The organism is Providencia alcalifaciens, from assembly GCF_915403165.1.
GTDB classification, from domain to species: Bacteria; Pseudomonadota; Gammaproteobacteria; order Enterobacterales; family Enterobacteriaceae; genus Providencia; species Providencia alcalifaciens_C.
On record NZ_OU659204.1, the window covers coordinates 2,216,610 to 2,239,721 of the forward strand.

General features: G+C 44.8%; 15 protein-coding genes and 1 pseudogene. 12 read left to right on the forward strand and 4 right to left on the reverse strand.

The features are described from left to right. Window positions 1–172 precede the first annotated feature (172 nt). The 8 genes and pseudogenes from mgtE to yegQ all read left to right on the forward strand — a co-directional run. Window positions 173–1,453, forward strand: a pseudogene (gene mgtE / locus LDO73_RS10260) (magnesium transporter); the annotation flags it as partial. A 606-nt stretch (window positions 1,454–2,059) separates the two neighbouring features. Continuing rightward, window positions 2,060–3,415 (forward strand): MFS transporter, encoded by a 1,356-nt coding sequence (locus tag LDO73_RS10265; protein ID WP_224057795.1) that lies wholly within the window; start codon window positions 2,060–2,062, stop codon window positions 3,413–3,415. Window positions 3,416–3,671: 256 nt separating this feature from the next. Beyond that, window positions 3,672–4,922, forward strand: a complete 1,251-nt coding sequence (locus tag LDO73_RS10270) for an MdtA/MuxA family multidrug efflux RND transporter periplasmic adaptor subunit (protein ID WP_224057796.1) — start codon at window positions 3,672–3,674, stop codon at window positions 4,920–4,922. Continuing rightward, entirely contained in the window at window positions 4,922–8,038 is a 3,117-nt protein-coding gene (locus tag LDO73_RS10275) for an MdtB/MuxB family multidrug efflux RND transporter permease subunit (protein ID WP_224057797.1), read from the forward strand. Before LDO73_RS10270 ends, LDO73_RS10275 begins: the two co-directional genes overlap by 1 nt. Then, window positions 8,038–11,127: a multidrug efflux RND transporter permease subunit MdtC gene (mdtC, locus tag LDO73_RS10280; RefSeq protein ID WP_224057798.1), complete on the forward strand. Its 3,090-nt coding sequence runs from the start codon at window positions 8,038–8,040 to the stop codon at window positions 11,125–11,127. Before LDO73_RS10275 ends, mdtC begins: the two co-directional genes overlap by 1 nt. Next, window positions 11,117–12,511 carry a two-component system sensor histidine kinase BaeS gene (gene baeS, locus LDO73_RS10285; protein WP_224057799.1) on the forward strand — a complete coding sequence of 465 codons (1,395 nt, stop codon included), beginning with the start codon at window positions 11,117–11,119 and terminating at the stop codon, window positions 12,509–12,511. Before mdtC ends, baeS begins: the two co-directional genes overlap by 11 nt. Then, window positions 12,511–13,224, forward strand: a complete 714-nt coding sequence (gene baeR / locus LDO73_RS10290; protein ID WP_224057800.1) for a two-component system response regulator BaeR — start codon at window positions 12,511–12,513, stop codon at window positions 13,222–13,224. Before baeS ends, baeR begins: the two co-directional genes overlap by 1 nt. Window positions 13,225–13,376: 152 nt before the next feature. Beyond that, window positions 13,377–14,753: a tRNA 5-hydroxyuridine modification protein YegQ gene (gene yegQ / locus LDO73_RS10295; RefSeq protein WP_224057801.1), complete on the forward strand. Its 1,377-nt coding sequence runs from the start codon at window positions 13,377–13,379 to the stop codon at window positions 14,751–14,753. A gap of 354 nt (window positions 14,754–15,107) precedes the next feature. Here yegQ and thiD read toward each other — a convergent pair whose 3' ends face one another. Continuing rightward, window positions 15,108–15,905: a bifunctional hydroxymethylpyrimidine kinase/phosphomethylpyrimidine kinase gene (gene thiD, locus LDO73_RS10300; protein ID WP_224057802.1), complete on the reverse strand. Its 798-nt coding sequence runs from the start codon at window positions 15,903–15,905 to the stop codon at window positions 15,108–15,110. A 494-nt stretch (window positions 15,906–16,399) separates the two neighbouring features. Between thiD and pagP the strand changes: the two genes are divergently transcribed. Next, complete coding sequence (gene pagP, locus LDO73_RS10305) at window positions 16,400–16,975, forward strand: lipid IV(A) palmitoyltransferase PagP (protein WP_423810852.1); 576 nt, start codon at window positions 16,400–16,402, stop codon at window positions 16,973–16,975. Between the two features lie 136 nt (window positions 16,976–17,111). Here pagP and LDO73_RS10310 read toward each other — a convergent pair whose 3' ends face one another. Continuing rightward, window positions 17,112–18,476, reverse strand: coding sequence for an amino acid permease (locus LDO73_RS10310; protein WP_224057803.1), 1,365 nt, complete (start codon window positions 18,474–18,476; stop codon window positions 17,112–17,114). A 186-nt stretch (window positions 18,477–18,662) separates the two neighbouring features. Then, complete coding sequence (gene mgrB, locus LDO73_RS18150) at window positions 18,663–18,803, reverse strand: PhoP/PhoQ regulator MgrB (RefSeq protein WP_336431841.1); 141 nt, start codon at window positions 18,801–18,803, stop codon at window positions 18,663–18,665. 248 nt (window positions 18,804–19,051) lie between these two features. On the opposite strand from mgrB, the gene LDO73_RS10320 reads away from it, so the two are divergent. The 3 genes from LDO73_RS10320 to brnQ all read left to right on the forward strand — a co-directional run bounded on the left by LDO73_RS10320 (window position 19,052) and on the right by brnQ (window position 21,961). Then, on the forward strand, window positions 19,052–19,435 hold the full coding sequence (locus LDO73_RS10320) for a helix-turn-helix domain-containing protein (RefSeq protein WP_224057804.1): 384 nt from the start codon (window positions 19,052–19,054) through the stop codon (window positions 19,433–19,435). A gap of 165 nt (window positions 19,436–19,600) precedes the next feature. Beyond that, window positions 19,601–20,410: a sugar-phosphatase gene (gene yidA, locus LDO73_RS10325; protein WP_224057805.1), complete on the forward strand. Its 810-nt coding sequence runs from the start codon at window positions 19,601–19,603 to the stop codon at window positions 20,408–20,410. Window positions 20,411–20,629: 219 nt separating this feature from the next. Further along, window positions 20,630–21,961 carry a branched-chain amino acid transport system II carrier protein gene (gene brnQ / locus LDO73_RS10330; protein ID WP_224057806.1) on the forward strand — a complete coding sequence of 444 codons (1,332 nt, stop codon included), beginning with the start codon at window positions 20,630–20,632 and terminating at the stop codon, window positions 21,959–21,961. A gap of 88 nt (window positions 21,962–22,049) precedes the next feature. Here the strand turns inward: brnQ and yddG are convergent, their stop codons facing one another. Continuing rightward, entirely contained in the window at window positions 22,050–22,934 is an 885-nt protein-coding gene (gene yddG / locus LDO73_RS10335) for an aromatic amino acid DMT transporter YddG (protein WP_224057807.1), read from the reverse strand. Window positions 22,935–23,112: the final 178 nt, after the last annotated feature.

A 23,112-nucleotide genomic window follows, 5' to 3' on the forward strand; every position in this document is an offset into this window, starting at 1 on the left:
AACTGCTTTTTCAACTGATGCGGCACCAATAATCAATCCGCATTCACAAAGACTGGCGTACATCCGCCAGCAAATACTGACGTTATTCATGGAAGACGAAGAGTTTGTTCACGCTCTTGTCGAGAAAGACCAACACGTCAGTATGGATGATAAAGCATTTAGTGAAAAAATTAGCACGGTTAAAGAACTGCTTATTGACCTCCACACCGCGGATATCGCCGATATCCTTGAGATGCTGCCGTACGACGAGCGTCTCGCTCTTTGGCGTTTAGTCGATAACAACGAACGCGGTGAAGTATTGGTTGAGGCCTCCGTATCAGTGTGGGACAGCCTGATTAAAGATATGTCAGACCGAGAACTGCTGCGAGCAGTTGCTGGCTTACATGTGGACGAACAAGCATATATCGCCGAACACTTGCCCCGCGATACCATGCGCCGACTCCTCACTTACTTAGACCCAAGCTTACGCAGCCGTATTCGTGAAGTCCTCCAATACGCCAAAGACAGCGTTGGACAGATGATGGATTTCGAATTCGTCACCGTGCGTTCAAATGTCACCCTAAAAACAGTGCAACGCTATCTACGCCAACGGGGAAAAATTCCTGAAGCAACGGATAAAATTTTCGTTGTCGATAAAGATAATTATCTGCAAGGTGAATTACCCCTGACCACCATTTTAATCCAAGCGCCAGAACGTATTGTTGCCGACGTGATGAAAACGGATACCGTCACCTTCTTACCCGATGAAAAAGGTGAAGATGCGGCGAGCGCGTTCGAACGTTACGACTTAATTTCTGCCGCCGTTGTGGACAGTAATGGTTTGCTGATGGGACGTCTAACCGTTGAAGACATCGTTGATAATATCAGCGAAGAAAATGACAACAGCATCCGTCGTATGGGGGGCTTAAGCCCTGAAGAGGACGTATTTGCCCCAGTTGGTCAAGCCGTTAAAACCCGTTGGACATGGCTTGCCATTAACCTGTGTACCGCATTCGTCGCTTCCCGCGTTATTGGTGTATTCGAAGATACAATTTCACAGCTAGTTGCTCTCGCAACATTAATGCCAATCGTGGCCGGTATCGGTGGTAATACCGGTAACCAGACTATTACCATGATTGTCCGTGCCATCGCGTTACACCAAATTCAGAACGGTAGCTTCTCCTTCCTGATGGTCAGAGAGCTTGGGGTCGCCTTTATTAACGGGGTAGTTTGGGGTGGTATTATGGGGGTCGTCACCTATCTCCTGTATGGGGATCTCGCTATGGGCGCTGTAATGACCCTTGCAATGGTACTCAACCTCTTGATGGCTGCCATCATGGGTGTCCTGATCCCATTAATTATGATTAAAATGGGTAAAGACCCTGCTATCGGCTCTAGCGTGATGATCACTGCCATTACAGATACTGGCGGCTTCTTTATCTTCTTAGGGTTAGCTACCCTGTTCTTAGTTTAACGGCCTACCCGCATACTTTCTGAACATAGACCATAGTCTTTAGTGAACAGAAAGCATGCGGGTTTATAAAAACCTGCCATTTCCTGCAAAACCTCCTAATCATACTGAAACAGAAATAACTGACAGATCATATCCGCGAGTATTATTTATTTAAATAGCCTTATCACCTGCAAATTAATTATATTATTTTATCTATACCTGTTATTTACTCTATTTAGTTTCACACTTAATAAATGAGTACCATTATATTTATTGCCTTTTTTGCCATTATTTTACATCTCAAAATATACAATCGTCTGTAATTACTCGTTTATTAATATCATATCGTGGCATTCAATTATCATTTAGAGTAGTCATTTGACCTTTTTTAACTAAATAGAATCTTATGCTTGTTTTCAAGGTGGCAGTTTACAGAATATGAAACTTTCTGCTATAAATGAAGGCACGTTAGAGATACAGAGTATTACCTTGGTTTATTTTCCCTCGTTTTATCTCTCATATCCTTTGCCAAATAATATTAATTACTTCGCTATTTAACGTACCTATTATTACAAATAACCTCATCGCGCTAATATTGAAATGTTGTGTATTTAGAAGGACAGAATTATGACATCGCAAACAACCAGCCAACCTGCGGCTAGACCGTTAGGCAAAGAAGATTATAAAACGTTGGGCTTATCCTCTTTGGGTGGCACATTAGAATTTTATGATTTCGTTATTTTCGTTTTTTACGCGAAAATTATCTCTCAACTGTTTTTCCCGGGAGATAATGAATTTCTCGCATTAATGGCGACGCTGGGTCTGTTTGCTGCGGGTTATCTTGCTCGCCCATTGGGCGGCATTATCATGGCTCATTTTGGCGATAAAATTGGCCGTAAGAAAATGTTTACCTTAAGTATTTTCTTGATGGCATTCCCAACCTTTATTATTGGTTTCTTACCTACATTTGAGACCATTGGTGCCGCTGCACCACTGTTACTGTTATTAATGCGTATCATGCAAGGTGCTGCTATCGGCGGTGAAATGCCAGGTGCATGGGTGTTTATTGCCGAACATACACCGAAACAGCGTTATGGTTTAGGCGTGGGAACATTAACCTCAGGGATCACTGGCGGGATTTTATTAGGCTCTATCGTCGCTATTATCATTGAGCGTTCTTATACCACCCAAGAAGTGCATGATTTTGCGTGGCGTATTCCGTTTATCTTAGGGGGTATCTTTGGTTTTATCTCTGTCTATCTGCGTCGCTTCTTGCAAGAGACCCCGATTTTCAAAGAGATGGCAGCTAAAAAAGCGTTAACCAAAGAATTGCCTGTAAAAACCGTGGTTAAATCCCATAAACAAGCTTGCATGATCACCGCTGCACTGACGTGGTCGCTGTCTACTGCCATCGTTGTCACCATTTTGATGACGCCTGACGTGGTATTAAAAGGTATTTATGGCATCGATCGTAATATTGCTTTGCAAGCCAACTGCGCGGCAACCTTGACCTTAACCTTAGGATGTATTTTCTGGGGCTGGTTAGGGGATAGAACCGGAACGCGTACTTCTATGACATTGTCTTGGGGCGGATTAGCTGTCACAGCTATCTATTTCTATTCATCATTGTCATCTGATATTTCTGCGAATACCTTAACGTTTAATTACGCATTAATGGGCTTCTTCGTGGGGGCGATTGCGACAACGCCAATTATTAGTACTCGCGCGTTTCCACCAGAAATTCGTTTCTCTGGATTATCCTTTGCGTATAACTTGGCATATGCCGTATTTGGTGGATTAACCCCAATCTTGACAGGGGCATGGTTACAGCAATCCCATATGGCACCAGCATATTATGTGGCAGGAGTATCCTTGTTAGCCGTTGCCGTGGCGTTTATCCCTCTGTCATACAAAGGTTGGACTCGTACTGCAGAAGAGGAACGTAACCCTGCGGCAGTACTAAAAACCAGCATAACTCAATAAAACGAATTAGAACAATGACTCGCCTGTGGCTGTAAAGTCACAGGCTTTTTTATTTTCTTACGAAAAAACGTGCTTTTATCTATAGTTCTTTTCCATTTTTTCATATTTCCTCCATTTTCTTTTGTTCCCCTCAAGCTAAACTATTAAAATACGCAACTGATTAATTTTTAATATATACCTTATTATATTCAGTTAAATTTATTGGAATGGTTCCTAACTGATTTTACTCAACCTTGAGTTAAGCGAATTACCCACCATGACGACACAGAAACGCCGTACAATTTTGACTCGCTCTGCCCTGTTTGTTGCTCTGCTAGCTGCGGCTGGCGCAACGTGGTATGTCTACCATAAAAATAACCAAAATGAAGTACCAACCACAGCCAGTGCAACTCAAGGCGGACAAACGAAAAAAGCAGGCGGGAGACCATCACGCCCGCTTGCGCCCGTGCAATTTGCCACTGCGCAAGAAAAAGTCGTGCCACGTTTCCTATCCGGTTTAGGTACCGTGCAGGCCGCTAACATGGTGACAGTCACTAGCCGTGTTGAAGGTCAATTAATGAATATCTACTTTACCGAAGGACAATCCGTCAAAGCAGGTGATTTACTCGCGCAAATTGACCCTCGCCCTTTTGAAGTGCAACTTGCCCAAGCGGAAGGTCAATTAGCCAAAGATAAAGCCACTTTAGCTAATGCTCGATTAGACCTGAGCCGCTACCAAAAACTGGCAGGAACCAAAGTCATCTCTCAACAAGAGCTGGATAACCAGCGAGCTACCGTATTACAAGCCGAGGGTAGCATCAAAGTTGACCAAGCTGCCGTTGATAATGCCAAGCTGCAACTGACCTACAGTAAAATTACAGCCCCCATTTCTGGACGCATCGGTTTAAAACAAGTGGATGTGGGTAACTTTATCTCCTCAGGGACTTCCACGCCGATTGTGGTGATCACCCAAACGCAACCTGCTGACGTGCTATTTGCCTTACCTGAAGGCGACATTCCTGCCATCCAACAAGCGCAAGCGGCGGGAAATAAAGTCCTGATTGAAGCGTGGGATCGTAACAATATTGCCATGATTGCACGCGGTGAGTTATTGAGTACTGATAACCAAATTGACCCAGCAACGGGCACACTAAAAATCAAAGCACGCTTTACTAACGAAGAACAAAAACTGTTCCCGAACCAATTTGTGAACGTCAAAATGCAAGTGGAAACGTTGCAAAATGCCGTCGTGATCCCAACCGCAGCTCTGCAAATGGGTAATGAAGGTCACTATGTTTGGGTATTGAGCGACGATGATACGGTGGCAAAACACCTCGTCACCGTCGGTATTCAAGATAGCCAACAAGTGGTGATTGAAAGCGGTTTATCCGCTAACACCAAAGTCATCACCGATGGCGTCGATAAGCTAACTGATGGCGCGAAAGTTGAAGTGGTCAACGCATCAACCCTCGAAAAGAAACCCGCTTCTACAGAGAGAAAGCCTCGCAATAGTGCGGAGAAAGCCTAATGCAGCCGGAAACACATAAAGGCGGTGGCCCATCCCGCCTCTTCATTCTGCGCCCTGTTGCAACCACCTTATTTATGGTGGCGATTTTGCTGGCGGGGATCATCGGTTATCGGTTTTTACCTGTATCAGCATTGCCGGAAGTGGACTACCCAACCATTCAAGTGGTGACCTTATATCCGGGTGCCAGCCCTGATGTAATGACGTCGGCTATCACTGCGCCGTTAGAAACGCAATTTGGTCAAATGTCCGGTTTGCAACAGATGTCATCACGCAGCTCCGGCGGCGCATCGGTGATCACCTTAATGTTTCAGCTCTCTTTGCCTCTCGATGTGGCAGAGCAAGAGGTCCAAGCGGCAATTAACTCCGCCACCAGCTTGCTGCCTTCAGATTTACCGTATCCACCAATTTACAACAAAGTAAACCCTGCGGATCCACCCGTTTTAACGCTCGCTGTCACCTCCGATGCAATGCCGTTAACGCAGGTACAAGATATTATTGAAACCCGCGTTGCGCAGAAAATTTCCCAAGTGACTGGGGTCGGCTTAGTCACCTTAGCGGGGGGACAACGCCCTGCCGTGCGTGTCAATCTTAATCCTCAAGCCATGGCGGCAAAAGGGTTAGACAGCGAAACCATCCGCACCGCTATCAATAATGCCAACGTCAACTCCGCAAAAGGGAGTTTTGATGGCCCAACCCGCTCTGTGACGTTATCTGCCAATGACCAGATGAAATCCCTTGAGGATTACCGCAAATTAATTGTCGCCTTCCAAAATGGTGCCCCTGTACGTTTGGGAGATATTGCCACCATTGAGCAAGGTGCTGAGAACGCCTATCTCGGTGCATGGGCTAATAGCCAACAAGCGATTGTGATTAACGTTCAGCGCCAGCCGGGCGCTAACGTGATTAGCACCACGGATACTATCCGTGCGTTATTGCCTGAATTGATTGAAAGCTTACCGGCGTCTGTTAACGTCGATATTTTGACCGACCGCACCAGCACCATTCGCGCTTCCGTCAATGATGTTCAATTCGAATTAATGCTCGCTATCGCCCTCGTGGTGATGGTGATTTACCTATTCCTGCGTAATGGGATTGCGACGCTGATCCCCGGCATCGCCGTGCCATTATCGTTAGTCGGCACCTTTGCCGTGATGTATTTTTGCGGCTTTTCCGTCAATAACCTTACATTGATGGCGCTAACCATCGCCACGGGATTCGTGGTAGATGATGCCATCGTGGTGATTGAAAATATCTCTCGCTATCTCGAACAAGGGGATAAACCGGTTGTTGCCGCATTAAAAGGCGCAGGAGAAATCGGTTTTACCATTATCTCCCTGACCTTCTCTTTGGTTGCAGTACTGATCCCGCTGCTGTTTATGGGAGATATTGTCGGGCGTTTATTCCGTGAGTTTGCGATTACGTTGGCGGTAGCGATTTTGATCTCCGCCGTGGTGTCGCTCACCCTCACCCCAATGATGTGCGCCCGTTTACTCAAACCGGAATCTCAGCATAAACATAACCGCTTTGAAATCGCCTGTGAGCGTTTCTTTGAGTGGATGATTGCAGGTTATGGTGTTTGGCTAAAACGAATTCTTAACCACCAATGGTTAACTCTGTGTGTCGCATTAGGAACCTTGGTACTGACCGTGCTGCTGTATATGTGGATCCCAAAAGGGTTCTTCCCACTGCAAGATAGCGGCATTATTCAAGGTACGATTGAAAGTCGCCAGTCCATTTCGTTTGCCGCGATGTCGAAGAAGCAGCTAGAGGTGGCGGGCATTATTTTGGCAGATCCAGCAGTTGAGAACGTCACCACTTATGTAGGTATCGACGGTAACAATGCCACACTGAATAACGCTCGAATTCAAATCACGTTGAAGCCCCTTGATGAGCGTGATGACCGAGTTCCAACGATTATTCCTCGCTTACAGCAAGCCACCAGCGGCATTGCAGGGGTCAATCTCTACTTGCAACCGTCACAGGATTTAACCATTGATACCCAGGTTTCCCGCACCCCGTATCAATTCACGCTACAAGCTGGCTCACTAGATGAACTCAGCACTTGGGTGCCAAAATTGCAGGAAGCCTTAAATCAGCAACCTGCACTCATCGACGTCAGCAGCGACTGGCAAGATAAAGGTTTAGTGGCATATGTGAATGTGGATCGTGATACTGCGAGCCGTTTTGGTATTACTATGTCGAATATCGATAATGCGCTGTATAACGCCTTTGGCCAGCGTATGATCTCCACCATTTACACCCAAGCTAACCAATATCGCGTGATTTTAGAGCACAATACCCAAACTCGGGATGGGATGGATGCGCTCAATGATATTCGCTTAAAAGGCACTGATGGCGCGATTGTTCCGCTTAATACCCTCGTCAATATTCAAGAAGGCTATGGGCCTTTAGCGATTAACCACCTCGACCAATTCCCATCAGTGACGTTCTCTTTTGATGTAGCGGGAGATTCCTCATTGGAGGAAGCGGTCAATGCGGTGAAACTCGCCGAAAAACAGATTGCGATGCCAAAATCGATTACCACCCAGTTCCAAGGGGCAACCCTCGCCTTTGAAGCCGCACTGAGCAGCACCGTTTGGCTGATTTTTGCCGCGATCATCGCAATGTATATCGTGCTCGGTATTCTGTACGAAAGCTTTATTCATCCCATCACTATTTTGTCCACTTTGCCGACCGCTGGGGTGGGTGCTTTACTCGCGCTAATGATGGCGGGAAATGAGCTCGATGTCATTGCCATTATCGGGATTATCTTGCTGATAGGGATCGTGAAAAAGAACGCCATTATGATGATTGACTTTGCTCTCGCCGCAGAGCGTGAACAAGGTTTATCCCCATATGATGCGATTTATCAGGCCTGTTTACTGCGTTTTCGCCCGATCCTGATGACCACCATGGCCGCGTTGCTTGGTGCATTACCGCTGATGCTCAGTACCGGTGTTGGCGCAGAACTACGTCAGCCTCTGGGGGTTTGTATGGTGGGCGGGCTGATCATGAGTCAGATTTTAACGCTGTTCACCACGCCTGTGATCTACCTGATGTTTGACCGCTTAGCCCATCGCTTCAATCGCCGTGGGCACAAGGTACAGGAGTCTTAATGAAACGCTTCTTTGCTTTGTTTGTTAGCCGTCCGGTAGCGACCACGTTAATCAGTGTCGCCATTACCCTGTGCGGTGCATTGAGCTTTCTGTTTTTACCTGTGGCACCATTGCCACAGGTGGACTATCCCGTGATAAGAGTGACGGCGTCACTTCCAGGTGCATCCCCTGAAACTATGGCATCCTCCATCGCGACACCGCTTGAGCGCTCATTAGGCAGCATTGCTGGTTTAAATGAGATGACCTCTAGCAGTTCGTTAGGGCGAACCACCATTACCTTAGAGTTTGATTTAACCAAAGATATCAATAATGCCGCGCGGGAAGTACAAGCCGCCTTGAATGCTGCACAAAATTTATTACCTAGCGGTATGCCAAGCCGACCGCGTTACTATAAATCAAATCCATCTGACGCTCCGATCATGATTTTAACCCTCACATCAAAAACCCTCAGTACCGGGGAAATGTATGATGTGGCGTCCACTCGCTTAGCTCAGCGTATCGCGCAAATCGAAGGGGTCAGTGAAGTTGCCGTCGGTGGCGGTTCTCTTCCTGCGGTGCGTGTGGAACTCAACCCAACCGCCTTATTTAATCAAGGGGTTTCCCTTGATGCTGTACGCTCTGCTATCAGTAGTGCCAACGTGCGCCAACCGCAAGGCTATATCAATAATGACGATAATCGCTACCAAGTTCAAACTAACGACGAACTGAAAAAAGCCGCCGATTACCGTCCGATTATTGTGCATTACAGTAATGGCAATGCCGTCAAACTCAGTGATGTGGCGGTCGTAAAAGATTCTGTCCAAGATGTCCGAGCCGCAGGGATGTCCAGTGGTGAACCGGCAATTTTGATCATTATTCGCCGCGAAGCGGGTGCCAATATCATTGAGACGGTCAAACGTATTCGCGAGGAACTCCCTGAATTTAAAGATCTGATCCCTGCCGCTATTGATTTACAGGTCGCCCAAGATAGAACACCGACCATCAAAGCATCGTTGGCAGAAGTTGAACGGGCGTTAATGATTGCAATTGCGCTGGTGATCCTCGTCGTATTGCTATTTTTACGTTCAGGTCGTGCCACTTTAATTCCCGCTATTGCAGTGCCTGTCTCATTAATTGGTACCTTTACCGCCATGTATTTATGCGGTTTTAGCCTCAATAACTTATCTTTGATGGCCTTAACCGTCGCCACCGGATTTGTGGTGGATGATGCCATTGTGGTGTTAGAGAATATTTCTCGGCATATTGAAAATGGTCGAAAACCGTTTATCGCCGCGGTTAAAGGGGTCTCTGAGGTTGGCTTTACTGTCGTTTCTATGAGTATTTCTTTAGTGGCGGTGTTTATTCCACTGTTACTGATGGATGGATTAGTCGGGCGATTATTCCGTGAGTTTGCCATTACGCTCTCTACTGCCATCGGAATTTCACTGATTATCTCGCTGACGTTAACCCCGATGATGTGCGCGCATTTACTGAAAAAACGTGGCGCGGCTAATACCAAGCAACGGGGATTTGGACGCGTTCTTATTCGGTTACAAGAAAGTTACGGCGTCACGTTGAATTGGGTGTTATCTCATCGTCGCAGTGTACTGGCGGTGCTGATTGCGGCAATTGGCTTGAATGTTTATCTGTATATTTCGATCCCTAAAGCCTTTTTCCCTGAGCAAGATACAGGGCGTTTATTGGGATTCGTTCGAGCAGACCAAAGCATCTCATTCCAGTCAATGAAGCAAAAAATGACCCGCTTTATGCAGCAAGTGAAAGCGGATCCTGCCGTGGATAGCGTCACTGGATTTACGGGCGGCAGCCGCGTCAACAGCGGTTCTATGTTTATCTCCTTAAAACCACTGGATGAGCGCAAAGAGAGTGCCAACAGCGTGATTAACCGCTTGCGCATGAAACTGGCGAACGAGCCGGGTGCCAACTTATTTATGATGCCCGTGCAAGATATTCGCGTGGGAGGACGCCAATCCGAAGCTAGCTATCAATTTACCCTGTTAGCCGACGAGCTGGATGCGTTACGTTCATGGGAACCCGCTATTCGTCGAGCGCTGGGGGATTTACCGCAATTAACCGATGTGAACTCCGATAAAGAAGATAAAGGCGCGGAGATGGCATTAACCTATGACCGCGATTTGATGGCGCAATTGGGTATCGATGTGCGTGATGCTAACAACCTGCTCAACAACGCCTTTGGTCAACGTCAAATTTCTACCATTTATGAAGCCATGAACCAATATAAAGTGGTGATGGAAGTGGCACCTGAATACACTCAAGACGTCAGCTCACTGGATAAAATGTTTGTGGTGAATAAGCAAGGAGAAGCGATTCCCCTCTCCTATTTTGCCCGCTGGCAGCCCGCCAATGCACCGTTAAGTGTTAACCACCAAGGGTTATCAGCCGCGTCCACCATTTCCTTTAACGTGGCAGACGGCTATACCTTGGATGATGCCATCGTGGCGGTGGAAAAAACAATGACCGCTTTAGGGGTGCCATCGACGGTACGCGGCACTTTCGCAGGGACAGCACAAGTTTTCCAAGATACCTTAAAATCTCAGTTATTTTTAATCTTAGCGGCGATTGTCACGGTCTATTTGGTGTTGGGTATTTTGTATGAGAGCTATATTCACCCGCTCACCATTTTATCGACATTGCCATCCGCAGGTGTCGGCGCGTTATTAGCCTTGGAATTATTTGATACGCCATTTAGCCTAATTGCCTTAATCGGCATTATGTTGCTTATTGGTATTGTGATGAAAAACGCCATTATCATGGTGGATTTTGCCCTTCAAGCCCAACGTAATGCGAACTTATCGGCGAAGGACGCTATTTTACGCGCGAGCCTGCTGCGTTTTAGACCGATTTTAATGACTACCCTTGCCGCGATTTTTGGGGCGCTCCCCTTGATGCTAGGTACAGGTGATGGCGCAGAGTTACGCCAACCGCTGGGGATCGCGATTGTCGGTGGTTTAGTCATGAGCCAGTTGCTGACGCTATTTACCACACCGGTGGTGTATCTCAGTTTTGATAGCCTGAGGCAGCGTTTTTCACGCAAAGCGCCTTCAATGCAGGAGAAATCCCATGAAGCTTAAACTCACCAGCCTCAGCACTCGGTTATTTATCGCTATCTTTGCCACCTGTTTGCTGCTGGTTGCTATCATGCATCAAGGCGTCAGAATGGGCTTCCAGCATGGTTTTATTGACTATATTAAAGAGAATGACCAACAACGTGCTGAATTGCTCGCGTTAGCACTTGCCGAGCAATATGAAGAGCAAGAGAGTTGGCGTTTTTTGGCGGTTGATGAGCGCATGTTTTTCCGCATTTTACGTAACGTCGATAATCAGCACCAAGGGCAAGGTCATGGCGGTGGTCATAAGCGAATGCGTGGTATGTTTTGGCTTTATGACGCCAAAGACAACCTGATTTGGGGGCGGGACCTCCCCCCTCCAGATCAAGTGATTCGCGTGCCAGTCAAAACGAGCCGAGGAGCAACCGTCGGCTGGCTAGTCGCCAGTTATGAAAGCGGTATCAGCAACCAATTAGACCAACGTTTTGATACCCAGCAGATGCACATTAGCTGGGTAATTGCTGGGTTATCGCTGTTCGTGGCGCTGTTAGTGACCCTATTTTTAGCTCGTGGCTTTTTAAAACCCATCACCCGATTATTGGAAGGCACTCAGCAGCTCGCAAAAGGCAATTTCAGCGCGCGGGTATCTGAGGTTGGCCAAGATGAGTTGGGACAACTGGCGAAAGACTTTAACCATCTCGCCTCAACTTTGGAAAAAAATGAGCAAATGCGCCGCGATTATATGGCGGATATTTCCCACGAATTACGCACCCCGCTCTCCGTTTTACGCGGAGAGCTTGAAGCTGTGCAGGACGGCGTGCGCCAAGCGACTCCTGAAACTATTAATTCCCTACTCAATGAAACTCAAACACTGATAAAATTGGTCAATGACCTACATCAGCTTTCTTTATCCGATAGAGGCTCCTTGGTTTACCGTATGGAATCTATCGATATTATCCCGATCATTGAGATGAATTTAGGGCAAGCCAAATGGCGCTTGGAAGATAGGCAGCTGACGTTAGAAACTCAATTTTCCGCCCATTCCCATCTATTCGCTGACCCTGATCGCATCAACCAATTGTTTTATAATTTGATGGAAAATAGCCTGCGCTATACGGATCCTCACGGTAAAATTGCCGTTAGCGTGAGCCAACACGAACAACAATTAGTGATTACGTGGGAAGATAGCGCACCGGGATTAAGTGTTGAACAGTGTCAGCGTCTATTTGAGCGATTTTACCGTGTGGAAGTTTCTCGTAACCGTGCGAGTGGCGGCTCAGGTTTGGGGCTAGCGATTTGCTATAATATTGTCGAAGCCCATAACGGGACTATTTCTGCGGCACCCTCTCCACTCGGTGGCGTGAAGATAACCATTCAACTTCCCATTGCGACGCAGGAGGAGCAATAGTGTCTTTGCCTGAATCCCCTTTATTGGGAGCTAATAGCGCCCATGTTCTAATTGTTGAAGATGAACCCAAACTTGGACAGTTACTGTTTGATTATCTGCAAGCGGCTGGTTATGTACCAGCCTTGCTGATGCGCGGTGATGAAGTCATCCCCTATGTACAAAAGCACTTTCCTGACCTGATTTTATTAGATTTGATGTTGCCGGGGCTCGATGGCATTTCAGTCTGTCGTGAATTGCGTAAATTCAGCGACGTTCCTGTGATTATGGTGACGGCTAAAACGGAAGAAATTGACCGTTTATTAGGGTTGGAAATTGGGGCCGATGACTACGTTTGTAAGCCTTTTAGTCCTCGAGAAGTGGTAGCCCGCGTGAAAACGATTTTGCGCCGTTGCCAAAAAGCCCCTTCTTCTACAGGAAACCAAGAAACTCAACTGGTTATCGATGAAAATGCTTTCCAAGTACGTTATGGCGATAAATTACTGGAATTGACCCCCGCAGAATTTCGTCTGTTAAAGTTTTTGTCTGATAACGCGGGTACCGTGTTTTCTCGAGATCAATTACTGGATATTTTGTACGACGACCATCGCGTGGTCACCGATAGAACCATTGATAGCCACGTCAAAAATTTACGCCGTAAGCTTGAATTTCTGGATGACGAAAAAACCTTTATCCGCTCTATCTATGGTTTAGGCTATCGTTGGGACGATATCTAATCGCCGCCGGCGTTTCTGTAACAAAATTATAACCCTGTTTTTTACATGGGAAATTTGGCATTCCCATCATTTAGCGTTAAAATCCCCACCCTCGAATTTTTACACCAAGCCATCCGGCTTGGTGCTGACCTGACATCAGACTGAGAACTAACATGTTTACACCAGAATTATTATCCCCAGCAGGTTCCTTGAAGAACATGCGCTATGCATTTGCTTATGGAGCCGATGCGGTTTACGCCGGTCAACCACGTTATAGCTTACGCGTGCGCAATAACGAATTTAACCATGAGAATCTCGCAAAAGGGATCAACGAAGCCCACGAGCTGGGTAAAAAATTCTATGTGGTCGTCAATATCGCGCCACATAACGCCAAGTTGAAAACCTTTATTCGTGACCTGACTCCCGTGATTGAAATGGGTCCCGATGCACTGATTATGTCCGACCCCGGTCTAATTATGATGGTGCGTGAAGCCTTCCCGGAGATGGATATTCACTTATCGGTTCAGGCTAACGCCGTCAACTGGGCTTCCGTGAAATTCTGGAAACAAATGGGATTAACCCGCGTGATTTTATCCCGCGAATTATCTCTGGAAGAAATAGCTGAAATTCGCCAGCAAGTGCCTGAAATTGAGCTGGAAGTTTTTGTACACGGTGCGCTATGTATGGCGTATTCCGGTCGCTGCCTGCTGTCTGGTTATATTAATAAACGTGACCCGAACCAAGGCACCTGTACTAACGCGTGTCGTTGGGAATATAAAGTTCAGGAAGGCAAAGAAGACGATGTGGGTAACATCGTGCATGTCCATGAGCCAATCCCAGTTAAAAACGTGACGACAACACTCGGTGAAGGTGCTCCAACCGATAAAGTTTACATGATTGAAGAAGCGATGCGTCCGGGCGAATATATGACCGCCTTTGAAGACGAACACGGTACTTACATCATGAATTCAAAAGATTTACGCGCCATCGAACACGTTGAAACGCTGACAAAAATGGGCGTTCACTCACTGAAAATCGAAGGTCGTACCAAATCATTCTATTATTGCGCTCGTACTGCCCAAGTCTATCGCCGCGCCATTGATGATGCGGTGGCGGGTAAACCATTTGACCCAACCCTGCTTTCTACCCTCGAAGGGTTAGCGCACCGCGGTTATACCGAAGGTTTCTTGCGTCGTCATACCCATGATGCCTACCAAACCTATGAGTATGGCTATTCCGTTTCGGATACCCAGCAATTTGTTGGTGAATTCACAGGTAACCGTGTGAATGGCTTAGCGGAAGTTGATGTGAAAAACAAATTTAGCGTCGGCGATAGCCTAGAGTTAATGACACCATCAGGCAATATTGTCTTCACTCTGGATGCATTAACTAACCGCAAAGGCGAATCCATTAATGTCGCACCGGGTAATGGGCATGTGGTTTATCTGCCGATCCCTGAAGATGTGGACGTGAATTTTGGTCTGTTGATCCGTAACCTTGCGGGAACGACGACTCGAGATCCTCATCAAGCCCAAGTAGAAAAGGCGTAAAAGCAAAAAAGCGTAAACTGGCTAAGCATTCCATCGCTTATTGCTAAACACGTTTTGCTGAATAGAAGCCCATGGTCGATGACTATGGGCTTTTTCTTAGGCATTCGTGTAAAAAATGGTCATTTTATGCTTTATTTTAGTTGAGAATCATTCTCGTTATTGACAGCCTCGTTAAAAAGTGCACTCAATATCCAAATTTATGCAACAGATCACATCAATTGGTTATTCTATATCGTATAGTCACTGTCGAAAACGAAGAACTAGAAAGTCATAAATTAAGACTAGGAACCACCTCCTTGGCTAGCTCAATCTCCCTTGAGCTAGCCATTTCTTTTTTCTAGCCCCTCAAAATTCTTACCACCAGCGATGAAAATGGTGTACAGGTCCAAAGCCACTGCCGACCTCTAAACTATCTGCTTGCTCCAGTGCCCCTTGCAAATAGGCTTTTGCTTCCACAACCGTTTGTTGCCAATCTGCAAGACGTGGTCTCAGTGCGGCTAGTGCTGCTGACAATGTGCATCCTGTACCATGGGTATTTTTGGTATCGATACGTACCGATGTAAAGCGCCACTCACCTTCTGGGGTAATCAACCAATCAGGGCTTTGAGAATCGATTAAGTGCCCGCCTTTCATCAAGACACTTTGGCAACCCAATTGCAGTAAACGTTGCCCTTGCTCACGCATTTGTTCTTCGGTTTGCGCCACCGGCTCATCAAGTAATACTGCCGCTTCGGGTAAATTTGGTGTGATCAGAGAAACCATGGGTAAAAGCTCACGTCTTAGCGTCTCCACGGCATCAGGTAATAATAGTGGGTCTCCGCTTTTGGCTAACATCACAGTATCGAGCACCACATAAGGTACGGGTGTTTTTTTCAACGCATTGGCGACAACTTGAACATTGTCGCGATTAGATAACATTCCGATTTTCGCGGCATCAATACGGACATCACTTAAAACAGAGTTCAATTGCGCTGCAACAAAGTCTGAAGGGATATTATGGATGGCTTGAACACCTTGCGTATTTTGTGCCACCAGTGCAGTTATTACACTGGTTCCATACGCACCGAGTGCGGAAAATGTTTTCAGGTCTGCTTGAATACCAGCTCCGCCTGATGGATCTGTTCCCGCAATCGTTAATGCATTCACTCTCATTAATGCCCTCTCCATTGTCTTCAGAAAAATAATGGTCTTCAGAAAAATAATTGCCTTCAGAAAGATAATTGACCTTAGTCATATTGCGTTTATGATGCCTTTTTAACTTAAAAAAAATCATTAAGTTAATGAAACAACGACCTTAAATGGATTGTCTCATACAAAACATTAATTACTAGCAGATTATCCATTGACCCCAATAATTAGATGCGATTAATTTCCATCTAGAGTAATTCAATATTTTACATAAAATAATCATATGGTTATGAATCATAAATTCATTCTAATACCCATAATTGATATAAACATTGAATTGATTCCTTACAACAAATTACGATCCTAATAAGTCATTATCCTAATTTAACCATTTATTGCTGTCCTATTTAGCTTATCTTTATTAAAATAATTCCCACTACAATTATTACAATTGCGATAATGATGTTGTCAATGTCTATCATGACTCATCTATCAGATAAAACTAGATTGGATCCACAATGAGAGTTAATAAAAACATACAGTTGGTTGTAGGCGCATCGGCAATTCTGAGCGCTTCAATCTGCATGTCATCACCTGCGTTGGCTGAAGAGCAGCCTGTCGGTTTATGGGATAAATTCACCAATAACGTCAGCACCACTTGGGATTCTGACAAATATGAGCTGTATATCCCGTTCTTCACTTGGCATAACCGTTTTATGTACGATAAAGAAAAAACGGATACCTACAATGAAGAACCATGGGGCTTTGGTATCGGTAAATATCGTTATGATGAAGATAATGACTGGCATGCACTCTATGCAATGGCATTTATGGATTCCCATAATAAAGTCGAGCCAATCGTTGGTTATGGTTTCCAAAAAATGTGGATCCCAGGCGACCTTGATGGTTTCCGTATGGGTGCGGGTTTTACGTTAGGTATCACCGCGCGTGAAGAATATAGCTATATCCCAATCCCAGTTCCGCTGCCTTTAGTCTCTGTCGAATATGATAAATTTTCTGTTCAAGCCACCTATATTCCAGGCACCTACAATAACGGTAACGTGCTGTTTGCTTGGTTACGTTGGCAGTGGTAAGCGCTTGAGCTTACGCTCATATCGCTAGAGGCCGATTTAACAGAAAATAAGTACAAAAAAACCGGTAGATTAAAAATCTTACCGGTTTTTATTTATATAGCCTTTTATTTATCAATACGCTTACTTATTGATAAGGCTATAACGCATTGCCCTCTACACCTTGTTTTTTGGTGCCCGAGAATTGATAACCAACCCACAGAACCGCGACCCAAACAGGCATAATCAGGACAGAAACGCGTAAGCCATCCATTGTTAGAATAATAATCAAGATCAGCGACAAGAACGCTAAACACAGATAGTTACCAAATGGATACCAAATACTCTTAAACTTCGTTTCAATACCTTGTTTATTCATTGCTGCTCTAAACTTCAAGTTAGAGACACAGATCATAATCCAGTTTAAAACTAACGTGGTGACCACTAAGGACATCAGTAATTCAAATGCCTTACCTTCCATCACAAAGTTAATCAAGATCCCGCCAGAAGTCGCGATACCTGAAACAAGCAATGCCATCACAGGCACGCCGCCTTTATTCACTTTTGCCATAAAGCGTGGTGCGTTACCTTGTTGTGCTAAGCCATACAGCATGCGGCTAGTACAGTAAGCTCCACTGTTATAAACCGACAGAGCAGCAATCAAAATCACCACGTTCAACGCGTTGGCAACAAGTAAGTCACCCAGCTCATGGAAAATCAATACGAATGGGCTAGTTTTACCATCCAGTTGTACCCATGGATACAGCGCCAATAATACCGCCAGTGAGCCGATATAAAAAATTAAGATACGGTAAACCACTTGGTTGATGGCTTTAGGAATGCTTTTATCGGGATCTTCCGCTTCTGCCGCGGTGATCCCTACTAACTCCAATCCACCAAATGAGAACATAATAATTGCCAGCGCGACCAATAGCCCATTATAGCCTTTGGCAAAAAAGCCGCCGTATTCCCATAAGTTACTCACTTTAGCTTGAGGGCCACCATGACCACTAAACAGCAAGTAACAACCAAATAAAATCATCGCGATAACCGCAACAACTTTGATCAGAGCAAACCAGAATTCAGTCTCTCCATAGGAGCGAACGTTAATCAGGTTAATCGCATTAACCGCAATAAAAAACACCAGCGCCGAAACCCAAATAGGTAACTCAGGCCACCAGTGTTGCATATATTTACCCGCAGCGGTCAGTTCAGTCATCCCAACGAGGATAAACATGACCCAGTAGTTCCAACCCGAGAGGAACCCGGCAAAACCGCCCCAATATTTGAATGCGAAATGGCTAAATGACCCTGCAACAGGCTCTTGAACAATCATTTCACCTAACTGACGCATGATCAGAAAAGCGATAAATCCACACAATGCATACCCGAGTAGTACCGAAGGCCCTGCCATTTGAATAGTGGTTGCTATCCCTAAAAATAGCCCTGTACCGACAGCGCCCCCTAAGGCAATTAACTGAATATGCCTGTTTTTCAATCCGCGCTTTAACGTCTGTTGCGCCATATCTTTACCCTTCGTCCTCTAGCTTTTTGTTATCGTCCACAGTTGTGATAATCACGCAAGTTTATTTGAATTTTTGCATGAACTCCACTCGCAATTACACCACTGTAAAGCTGGCTTTCTGCCTGTCTTCTAATGTTTCCAAATAATGACAAACTAATATCCAGTAAGACGTTGCAAAATGCAAACTCAAAATGGTAACAAACCCGTCACGCGGCAGACGCCAAGTTGAAAGTCATCCCCGCCCTGATCGCAGAGATTATTCATTGCTAAGAGGTATAAAAAAGCACAAACAATTATAATGCTTATGATTAATAGCATATTTCGCATAGATAATGGGATTCATAATAGTCACATCATCTGGCAATATTAATCGATATTATCGTCTTTAGTTGCGTAAAATGGGCTATTCATCGTTTTCAAGAAAACAATTGTTTATTTTTGCAGCTCTTGGTAAATAACTGGCTATTGTTGTGTGATTTTTATACATAAATCTGCAATACCGCACAACCAACCTTTGTCATGGTGAAATGAAGTTGTGTATACTTCAGTTACCGTAAAATAAGAATGAATTTGAGATGGCACAAGATAACCACGTAGCACTTGTTAACGCTCTAAGTAAATGGATCGAAGAGCATTTAGGTCGAGTCATCCACTTGGAAGAACTCGCTGCCTATTCTGGGTATTCCCTTTGGCATATGCAAAAAATCTTTAAGGAAGTCACAGGAATTTCCTTAGGAAAATATATCCGTCAGCGTCGACTGGCTGGAGCCGTAAATTTATTAAGAAACAGCAGCCAAAGCATTTTTGATATTGCGTTAGATTTTGGCTTCGGCTCGCAATCTCACTTTACCTATATGTTCCGCAAAGAATATGGCATTACGCCGTTTGATTTTCGTCAAAATGACCAAATTCATTTGGATGTAAAAGAGCCATTACACCTAACCCCGGATGATGAGTGAATTTGTTTTACGCGCATTGACCTGAATTTTTTCAGATTTAATGCGATAAAACATGGGCATTCTCATCCTTTTTACTGAGCAACTTATTCGTTGCCTTCTTAGATAATTTACATTCTCGATAATCAGAGTAAGGTACCTGTAGAAGTTCTATTTTAGGAGGCATTGATGTCAATCAAACTGGTCGCCATTGATTTAGATGGCACGTTACTCAATTCGCAGCACCAAATTTCCCCCGCAGTGAAAGAAGCCATTACCCGCGCGCACAAACAAGGTGTGCGAATTGTCCTTGCCTCAGGCCGCCCCTATTCTGGTATTTTACCCTACCTTCAAGAACTTGGATTAGATACCGCCAGTAACTACTGCATCAGTAATAATGGCAGCGTGATCCATCAAGCCAATGATGGCAGTCACCTGTATGAAAACCTGTTAGATTTTGAAGATTATCAATATTTTGCTGATCTGGCTAACAACGTGGGGGTTCATATGCACGCCCTTGCGGATAACACTATGTTCACCGCTAATCGCCATATTAGCCGCTATACCATTCATGATGCCTATTTCACCAATACCCCTCTGGTGTATTGCCCCGTTAACGAAATGGATAGCTCGCTCAGTTTTACCAAAATCATGATTATTGATCATCCTGAGAAACTGGATGTGGGTATCAGCTATATTCCTGAAAATACCTTTGAAAACTATTCGCTGATCAAAACCAGTCCTTATTTCCTCGAAGTTTCGAATAAAGATGCCAGTAAGGGCTCTGCGCTGAAAGTATTATGTGAAAAGTTATCCCTCACACCAGACAAAATCATGAGCATCGGTGACCAAAATAATGATGTCGCCATGCTACAGTATTCGAGTGTTTCGGTTGCAATGGGAAATGCTGCACCACATATCCGTGAAATAGTGAAATTTGTCACCACCACCAACGATTGTGATGGCGTTGCTGTCGCAATAAACAAATTTATTATCTAGTGAGCCGTTAATTTAGAGTTCAAATCTCTAGACAAAAATACAATTTAACTGGATATGCCTAGGCATTCCCATTCTGGCATATCCATCTCCTGCACTTCTCTTAGAGCTATTTTATCCTTTACCTTACTTACTCTTCCAAATTTGATACTATCTGCCTCCTTTAAAAATTGTCATTCATCTATAAGTACAATAAAACCCACATCACTAACAGGTAGTAAAATGTTTTCGACTAAAGATATGTTAATTCTGGGGATGATGGTATTCGCCTTATTTCTAGGCGCGGGAAATATCATCTTTCCACCGATGGCAGGCTATCAATCAGGGACTGACTGGTTTGATACCTCATTAGGCTTTCTGATCACCGGTGTTCTGCTACCCTTCTTAACCTTGGTTACGGTTGCAGTAAAAGGGCGTGGTGAAAAGCTTTCTGTTGATTTACCCAAATGGGTTGCGGTCATTTTCTGGGTTGCACTCTACTTAATCGTCGGCTCTACATTTGCGATGCCAAGGGTGACCAATACCGCGTTTGAAATGGGCTTCTTACCATTAGGCTTTGTTCAAAAAAGCACATTTTCGCATCTCACTTTCGCACTCATTTTTAACTTTACCTCGATGTTCTTCATGTTAAAGCAAGGTACCATGATCAGCGCGATTGGTAAGTTTATGACTCCAGCATTACTTGTTTTATTAGTGGTAGTGGGAATTGCCGTGGTCATTAACCCGCTTTCTGATATGAATCCCCCTGTTAAACAGTATGCAGAATTTGCCTTCTTTGGCGGCGTAATTGATGGCTACCAAACCATGGATGTCCTCTCTGCGATGGCGTTTGGTGGGATTGTGGCGCGTGCATTGGCGTCAAAACAGATCACTGAACCACGCCAAGTCGCGACCATCACGATTAAAGCAGGTTTAATTTCAGTAAGCTTACTCGCGGCGCTGTATATCTGCCTGTTCTATTTAGGCGCGACCAGTGAACAAGTGGCGAATACAGCAACCAACGGCGGACAGATCTTCTCTCGTTACGTCGATGTCCTATTTGGTGCAGTAGGTACGTGGATCATGTGCGGGATTGTATTACTCGCAAGCATGACCACGTTAGTGGGTGTAACTAGCGCATGTGCGGATTACTTTGCCACGTTCCATCACCGTTTAGGCTATCGCTTCTGGGTAGTTTTCTTCACGATGCTAACCACTGTCGTGTCCACGTTTGGTCTCGATACCTTATTGCGCGTCACCATTCCGGCTCTGCTGATGATTTACCCTTCATCAGTTACTATCGTGTTCCTGCAATTTGCACGCAAATTAATGGCGGCACCTCGGGTCACTTATGGGATCACCATTGGCGTAGTTGTGCTGATGAGCCTGTTCGATACGCTAAATAACATGGAATTATTGAGTGCAACGGTAAAAGCAAACCTGATCACCTACTTACCGCTGTTTGAGCAAGGTATGGGTTGGTTAATTCCAGGAATTATCGCGTTTATTATCTCGATGTTTATTGGCAAATTTACCAAGAAAAGCGAGCCTGTTGCTGAGCAAAACTTAGCTTAATCTTGATATTTAAAAGCCGAATGTTGGCATATCGCTGACATTCGGCTTTTTATTTTTTAGGATTAGTACGCTACGCCCCAAACTTAACTCATCGCCTTGTGGCAATAAAACAGGTGATTGACCCTATGGTTACCATCAAGACACCTTGCCAGAAGCCCAATGTTAATGCGGTACTCAATAACATTGAAGAGAATGCCGTAGAGATCACCGGAGTGAAATAGGACAACGTCCCAAGAAAAGCCACATTGCCTTTGATAATTGCCACCGTCCAAAGCGCATTTGCCCCGCCAGTTGCAATGGCAGTGACAAATAACAAAATGACACTATTCACATTGATATTAAATGGCGCTGGCGTCGAGAAGATAAATAAGATCCACAAACCAACCGATGTCATGATAAAAAACAGCACCATACCATTGCAGCCATTCGACATTCGTTTCGTAATATTGCTATAAAAAGCCCACAGTAATGCGCCAACAAAGGCTAAGCCGTAGCTAAGTGGGTTACTTTGAATATTTGAAAGGATCGCGTTCAAGGACAAAGGTTGATCGCCGGAGATAACCCACAATAAACCCGCAAACGCTAAAATAAGCCCGATAATCAGTAATAGGCTAAAACGCTGTCGATTAAACAGAACCGCTAACGCAATTGTGAAGCTCGGCCATAAGTAATTCACCATGCCCAGTTCAATGGCTTGCTGGCGGTTATTGGCAAGCCCTAAGGCTAAAATAAAGCAGATTTCATAGCTGACAAATAAAAATGCCCCCCAGAACAAGTAACGTCTAGGGAAAAGATGAATTTTTGGTAATCCCATTACAACAACCAAAACCAGGCTGCCTATCGAATAGATAAGTGCCGCACCACCAATAGGACCAAAGTTTTCGCTCGTACTGCGAACAAGCCCTACCATTGTACTCCACAATAAAATGGACACTACCCCATAAAATGTTGCTGCATATCGTCCGAGTTTCATCTTCCTGATCAACACCTTATTTCATATTTATCTGATTATCATTTTCCTCCAAAACCTTACGCTCTAAGGGCAATAAAGCAAGTTTTTTATATTTATTAGCCAGAAAATAAAGAATAAAAAAAGGCGTGTAGAAATAAATCTAGACGCCTTCCATTTATATTTCTGTTAACTTTCAACT